Genomic DNA, 5,944 nt, shown 5'->3' with positions numbered 1-5,944 from the left:
GAGCAGAAGGCTGCCGCCGAAACCGCCAACCGCGCCAAGTCGGAATTCCTGGCGAATATGAGCCACGAGCTGCGCACGCCGCTCAACGCCATCATCGGCTTCTCCGAGATCATGGAGAACGGGATGTTCGGTGCCCTCGGCAGCGAACGCTATGTCGAGTATGTCCGCGACATCCGCACCAGCGGCGGCTATCTGCTCAGCGTGATCAACGACATCCTCGACATGTCGCGGCTGGAATCCGGCAAGCGCCGGTTGGAAGCCTCCGATGTCGCGGTCGACCTCGTCGTGGCCGAGGCCGTGCRTGAGGCCCAGGACCAGATCGCGCGCAAGGACCTCACCCTGACCGTCGAGGGGGCCAAGAACCTGCACCTCGTCGCCGATCCGCATGCGCTCTACCAGATTCTCCAGAACCTGCTCGACAACGCGATCAAGTTCACCCCCACCGGCGGGCGCGTCGCCATCCGCACGCGGCAGGTGCCGGACGCGCTCAACATCTATGTCGAGGATACCGGCATCGGCATCCCGAAGGAGAAGATCGACCGTATCGGCCGGCCCTTCGAGCAGGTCGAGGGCGAGCTCATCCGCAGCCATGGCGGCTCCGGCCTCGGTCTCGCCATCGCCYGGTCCCTGACGGAGCTCCATGGCGGCTCGCTGCGCCTGCGCTCGACCAGCGGCGCTGGCACGATCGTGATGGTGCATCTGCCCCTGAACGGGGGCGCCGGGCGGATCAACGCCCAGGCTGCGTAAGGCTCCCTCAGCCCTGACGGGCTGCGCCCAGCACCCGCTTGAAGATTCCGCGCACGGCGCTCCGCGTTTCGTCCAGTTCTGCGCGCAGCACCTTGGCATCCGGCCGGCCAACGGCCGTCGCGATCCGGCGCAGCACACGCTCCGGCACCGCCTTCGGATCGAAGGCCTCCTCAACGGTGAAGCGCTGCCAGAGCTGCACGTCGCCAATCAGACGGTGCGCCTCCACGAGAACCGAGGCATCTGCTTGCGCCAGCAGCCCGGCTTCGCGCGCAGCGACGAAGACCGGCGCGGTATCGCGTACCAGAAGCCCGGGATGAGCGCTGGCGTGAGCCAGGATCAGGAACTGCGCCAGGAAATCCAGATCCGTCAGCCCGCCCGCAGCAAGCTTGAGATCCCATGGATCGCTTTCACCCTTCTCCCTGGCGATCAGCGCCCGCATATCGGCAACCGCCGCAGCGACTTTGGCCGGCTCGCGCCTGCGGCCCAGGATGGCCGCGATCGCCGCTTCAGTGCGGCGCGCGAGCCCAGCATCGCCGGTGATGACGCGGGCACGCGTCAGCGCCATCTCCTCCCAGATCTCGGCTTCGCCGCCGTGATAGGCCTCGAAGCCGGCGAACTGGGTTGCGGCCGGGCTCTTGTTGCCGGAGGGCCGCAGCCGCATGTCGACCTGGTAGAGCGTGCCACGCCGCGTCGGCACCGTCAGGGCCGCAACGAGGCGCTGCGTGAACCGGATATGCCAGGTCACCGGATCGAGCGATTTGCGCCCGGTGCTGACCTCAGATGCAGCAGGTCGGTCATAGAGCAGGATCAGGTCGAGATCGGAGGACGGCGTCAGCTCGCCCGCCCCGAGCCGGCCGAGCCCGAGGACCACCGTCTCCGCCCCCTCGACCACGCCATGGTCTTCTGCGAAGGCCGTCTTGGTGTCGTCGAAGGCGACGCACAGGCAGGCATCGGCCACCGCGCAATAGGCCTGACCGGCCTGCTGGGCGGCATAGACGCCCGAAAGCAGCCGCGCCCCGACGAGGAAGTTCTCCTGCCGGGCCGCGTCGCGCAGTCGATCGAGCCCGTCCTCCACGCTGGGCGGCGGCGTCCCGACAGCGGCGCGAATGCGCCGCGCGACCGCCTCGCCATCGAGCACGGATGAGGTGAAGGCCGGGTCGATCACTCCGTCGAGCACATGCGGGTGCAGGGCGGCGACCTTGGCCAGGCGAGGGGCGCTGCCAAGAATCTCGGCGAAGATCGTCAAGAGCGAGCCATGCGAACGCAGCAGGGTCAGCAGTTCGACAGCCGCCGGCATCCGAACGAAGGCGTTGTCGAGATGGGCGAGTGCACCATCGGGATCGGCCGTGCGGCCCAGCGCCACGAGCAGCGCCGGCGTCAGCTCGGTCAACACCTCACGGGCGCGCGCACTGGTGACGGCAGCACGGCGGCCGAAATGCCAACCGCGCACGGTCTCCGCCACGGTTTTCGGGGCGCGAAAGCCGAGCTTGCCCAGCGTTTCCAACGTATCGGGATCAAGCTCGGTGCCGGTGAAGCTCAATGTGCCTGCCTCGCTCGCCAGGCTCGGACCTTCTTCGAACAGCAGCCCATAATGGCCTTCGACGCGCTTGGCATGAGCCGTCAGCGCCTTGCCGAAAGCGGCCGTCGAGGGATAGCCGCAGAAACGGGCAAAGGCCTCGAGATCGGCCTTCTGCGTCGGCAGCGTCTGCGTCTGCTCGTCATTGCGCATCTGCAGGCGGTGCTCGATCGTGCGCAGGAAGCGATAGGATTCGCCGAGCTCGTCGCGCGCCTGGGGCGTGATCCAGCCTTCGCGGGTCAGTTCGGCCAGCATGTCGAGGGTCCGCGCACCGCGCAAAGCCGGACGCCTGCCGCCGAAGACGAGCTGCTGTGTCTGCACGAAGAACTCGATCTCGCGGATGCCGCCGCGCCCGAGCTTCACGTTATGGCCGGCGACCGCAACGGTCTCGTGGCCCTTCACCGTCTGAATCTGGCGCTTCATCGCATGGATGTCGGCGATCGCGGCGAAGTCGAAATATTTGCGCCAGATGAAGGGGGCGAGATCGCGGATGAAGCGGTGGCCGAGCTCGAGGTCGCCCGCCACGGGGCGCGCCTTGATCATCGCCGCCCGTTCCCAGTTCTGACCGACGGTCTCATAGTAGGAATAGGCGGTCGGCAGCGCGACGGCGACATGCGTCGAGCCGGGATCGGGCCGCAGCCTGAGATCGACGCGGAAGACGTAACCGTCCGGGGTCCGCTCCTGGATGATCCGGGCGACCTGTTGCGTCAGCTTGACGAAGAAGCTCGACGGCTCGGCGACGCCCGCGGCCTCGGCCGCTTCGGGATCGAAGAAGACGACGATATCGATGTCGGAGGAGTAATTCAGCTCGCCGGCGCCGTGCTTGCCCAGCGCGAGCACGACGAGGCCTGAGCCCGGGCCTGGATTGGCTGGATCGGCCAGGGTAATCCGCCCGAGGTCGGCCGCCTGCCGCAATGCATGCGCAACCGCCAGCCGCACCGCCATGTCGGCGGTCGCGGTCAAGGCGGCCGTCACCGTCTCGACATCCCAGAGGCCGCCGATATCGGCGAGCGCCACGAGCAGCGCCATGGCCTGGCGAAAGCGCCGCAAGCCCCGCATCAGTTCGCCGGTCTCGCATTCGGCGGCGGCACCCAGAGCTTGGATATCACCGAGCAGGGCGTCCCGCTGCGCTTCCGGCTGCAAGGTCAGGGAGGCGAGCAGCCCTTCGGGATCAAGCCGCATGACCTGCGCGAGAAAAGGCGAATGCGCCAGCAGACCAGCGACGAGTTCGGTCGAACGCGGATAGTCCGCGAAATGGGCGGCGAGAGCCTGGGCGGCCTTCTCGTCCCGCAGGCGATCGATCAGGTCATGCGCGATGAGCGCATCGGCCTTGGCCCGCGCCGGCAGGACGGGCGCGCTCGAAACTCTCTCGCAAAGCTGCCCGTCCATTGCATAACCCCGCCGATCAAGCCGACTGGAGGCCAGCAGGGTTCGCCTGCGCTGTCGAGGCGGGAAGCGCTCCTTCCCCGGCTGTTTCCACAGGCTTGGGCGGAGCTTCCGGCAACAGCATGACAACGCGCAGGCCCGGCGCATTGTCCTCGAGCCTGATCTGGCCGCCATGGAGCCGGACGACGCCGGCCGCGAGCGAGAGGCCGAGCCCGAAGCCGGGCTTGCTGCGGCTCTGATCCAGCCTGACGAAGCGCTCGAGAACGCGACCGCGGTCGGCCTCGGGAATACCTGGCCCATTATCGGTCACGGAGAGCTCGATCTGTTGCCCGACCACCCCGGCGGCAACGCGCACGATGGGGGCGGCCTCCCCGGTCGGCTTGCCATATTTCAGGGCATTGTCGATCAGGTTGGCGAGCGCCTGTCCGATCAGCTCGCGATTGCCCAATACGCGCAGGTCAGGCGTAACCTCGGTGACGATCTCAAGACCCGCCTCTTCCGCCAAGGGTTCGTAGAGCTCGGCGAGCCCCGAAACAACCTCCGAGAGATCCAATTCGGCCATGCTGTCATTGATCCGCCCCGTTTCCAGCCGCGCGATCATCAGCAGCGCATTGAAGACGCGGATCAGATTGTCGGCCTCATCGATGGACGCATCCAGTGCGCCGCGGAGTTCGTCCGGCGACTGGGCGGTCCGGAGCGCCTCCTCCGCCCGGTTGCGCAGACGTGTCAGCGGCGTCTTGAGATCATGCGCGATATTGTCGGAGACCTCCTGCATGCCAGACATCAACTCGCCGATCCGGTCGAGCATGGCATTGAGATTGAGCGCCAGCCGATCCAGCTCGTCGCCGGTACCGGAGATCGCGAGCCGCCCCTTGAGATCCCCCGCCATGATGGTCTGCGCGGTATCGGTCATGTCGTCGATGCGCTTGAGCACGCGCCGCGCCACAAACCAGCTCGCGAAGCAGCCCAGCACGAAGACGAGCAGAAGCGACCAGCCGGCCGCCCGCCGGATCACCACGCCCAGCCGATCCCGTTCCTCGAGGTCCCGGCCGACGAGCAGCCTGAAGCCGGCCGGAAGCACGAAGACCCGGACGATGGCGCGGCTCGGCGAGTCGAGCGCGTCGCTGCTGCGGGAATATTCGATCTCGCTCTCACCCGGCAGGTCGAGAGCGCCCGGCTGCAGTGCCTCGACATTTCCGGCCAGACGCTCGCCGACCGGCGTCGTCACGAGATAAAGCGAAGCGCCCGGCGCGCGCGAACGCCGCTCGATGATATTGACGAGGCGCCTGATGCCACCCAGGCGCTGCTGCTCGGCGAGCCCCTGGATCTCGGCGTCGATCGTCGATCGGATCTGGTCATCCAGCAGCCGCTTGGCATTCCAGGCGACATAGCCGAGCACAAACCCGGCGAAGAGCGCGAAGATGACGAGATAAATCGCGGTCAACTTGAAGGCGGTGGTGCGGAACAGGTTCGGCAGGAAGCGCTGCTTCCTCTTCGGAGCCTGAGACGCACCGGAGCCCGGCGAGACGATGTCAGCGGGTCGTGTCACGAACCATGTATCCCGCGCCGCGAATGGTGTGGATCATCGGATGCTCGAAGCCCTTGTCGACCTTCGAACGCAACCGCGAGACATGCACGTCGATGACGTTGGTCTGCGGATCGAAATGATAGTCCCAGACATTTTCGAGCAGCATCGTGCGCGTCACGACCTGCCCGGCATGCTTCATCAAATACTCGAGCAGGCGGAATTCGCGTGGCTGCAGCGGTATCTCGCTGTCGCCGCGCGTGACCCGGTGGGCCAGCCGGTCGAGCACGAGATCGCCGACGCGATAGGTCGTCGGCTCCGAGGCCGGCGCCGCACGCCGCCGCGACAGCACCTCGACGCGCGCCAGCAGCTCGGAGAAGGCATAAGGTTTCGGCAGATAGTCGTCGCCGCCGGCACGCAAGCCCTTGACGCGGTCATCGACCTGCGCGAGCGCCGACAGGATCAGCGCCGGCGTCGCATCGTTCTGCTCCCTGAGCGAACGGATCAGCGACAGGCCATCGAGGCGCGGCAGCATGCGATCGACCACCAGAACGTCATAGCCGCCCCCCTCCGCCATCGCATAGCCCTGCAGGCCGTCGGCGGCATGATCGGCAACATGCCCAGCCTCGCGAAAGGCCTTGACGAGATAGGCCGCCGCTTCGGCGTCGTCTTCAACGATAAGGAGTCGCATGACGGCAGGTTACCTCAGG

Annotated in this window: 4 protein-coding genes; 1 reads left to right on the top strand and 3 read right to left on the bottom strand. The window is 67.0% G+C overall.

Annotation, left to right across the window (positions count from 1 at the left end):
• Positions 1–747, top strand: a 747-nt coding sequence (locus AC1DRP_RS34160) for a sensor histidine kinase (RefSeq protein ID WP_476770850.1), incomplete at its 5' end; no start/stop codon positions are given.
• Between the two features lie 7 nt (positions 748–754).
• Here the strand turns inward: AC1DRP_RS34160 and AC1DRP_RS34155 are convergent.
• Genes AC1DRP_RS34155 through AC1DRP_RS34145 form a run of 3 tightly spaced genes read right to left on the bottom strand, consistent with a single transcriptional unit; the run spans position 755 to position 5,925 of the window.
• Entirely contained in the window at positions 755–3,712 is a 2,958-nt protein-coding gene (locus AC1DRP_RS34155) for a bifunctional [glutamine synthetase] adenylyltransferase/[glutamine synthetase]-adenylyl-L-tyrosine phosphorylase (RefSeq protein ID WP_476770849.1), read from the bottom strand.
• A gap of 16 nt (positions 3,713–3,728) precedes the next feature.
• A complete protein-coding gene (locus tag AC1DRP_RS34150; RefSeq protein WP_441489235.1) occupies positions 3,729–5,186 on the bottom strand; it encodes a HAMP domain-containing sensor histidine kinase in 1,458 nt (485 codons plus the stop codon).
• 55 nt (positions 5,187–5,241) lie between these two features.
• Entirely contained in the window at positions 5,242–5,925 is a 684-nt protein-coding gene (locus AC1DRP_RS34145; protein WP_043241143.1) for a response regulator transcription factor, read from the bottom strand.
• Between the last annotated feature and the right edge of the window lie 19 nt (positions 5,926–5,944).

Source organism: Allobosea sp. 01N443, assembly GCF_056399325.1.
Note: the sequence above shows the minus strand (reverse complement) of the source record. Positions and strands in the feature narration are given on the sequence as shown.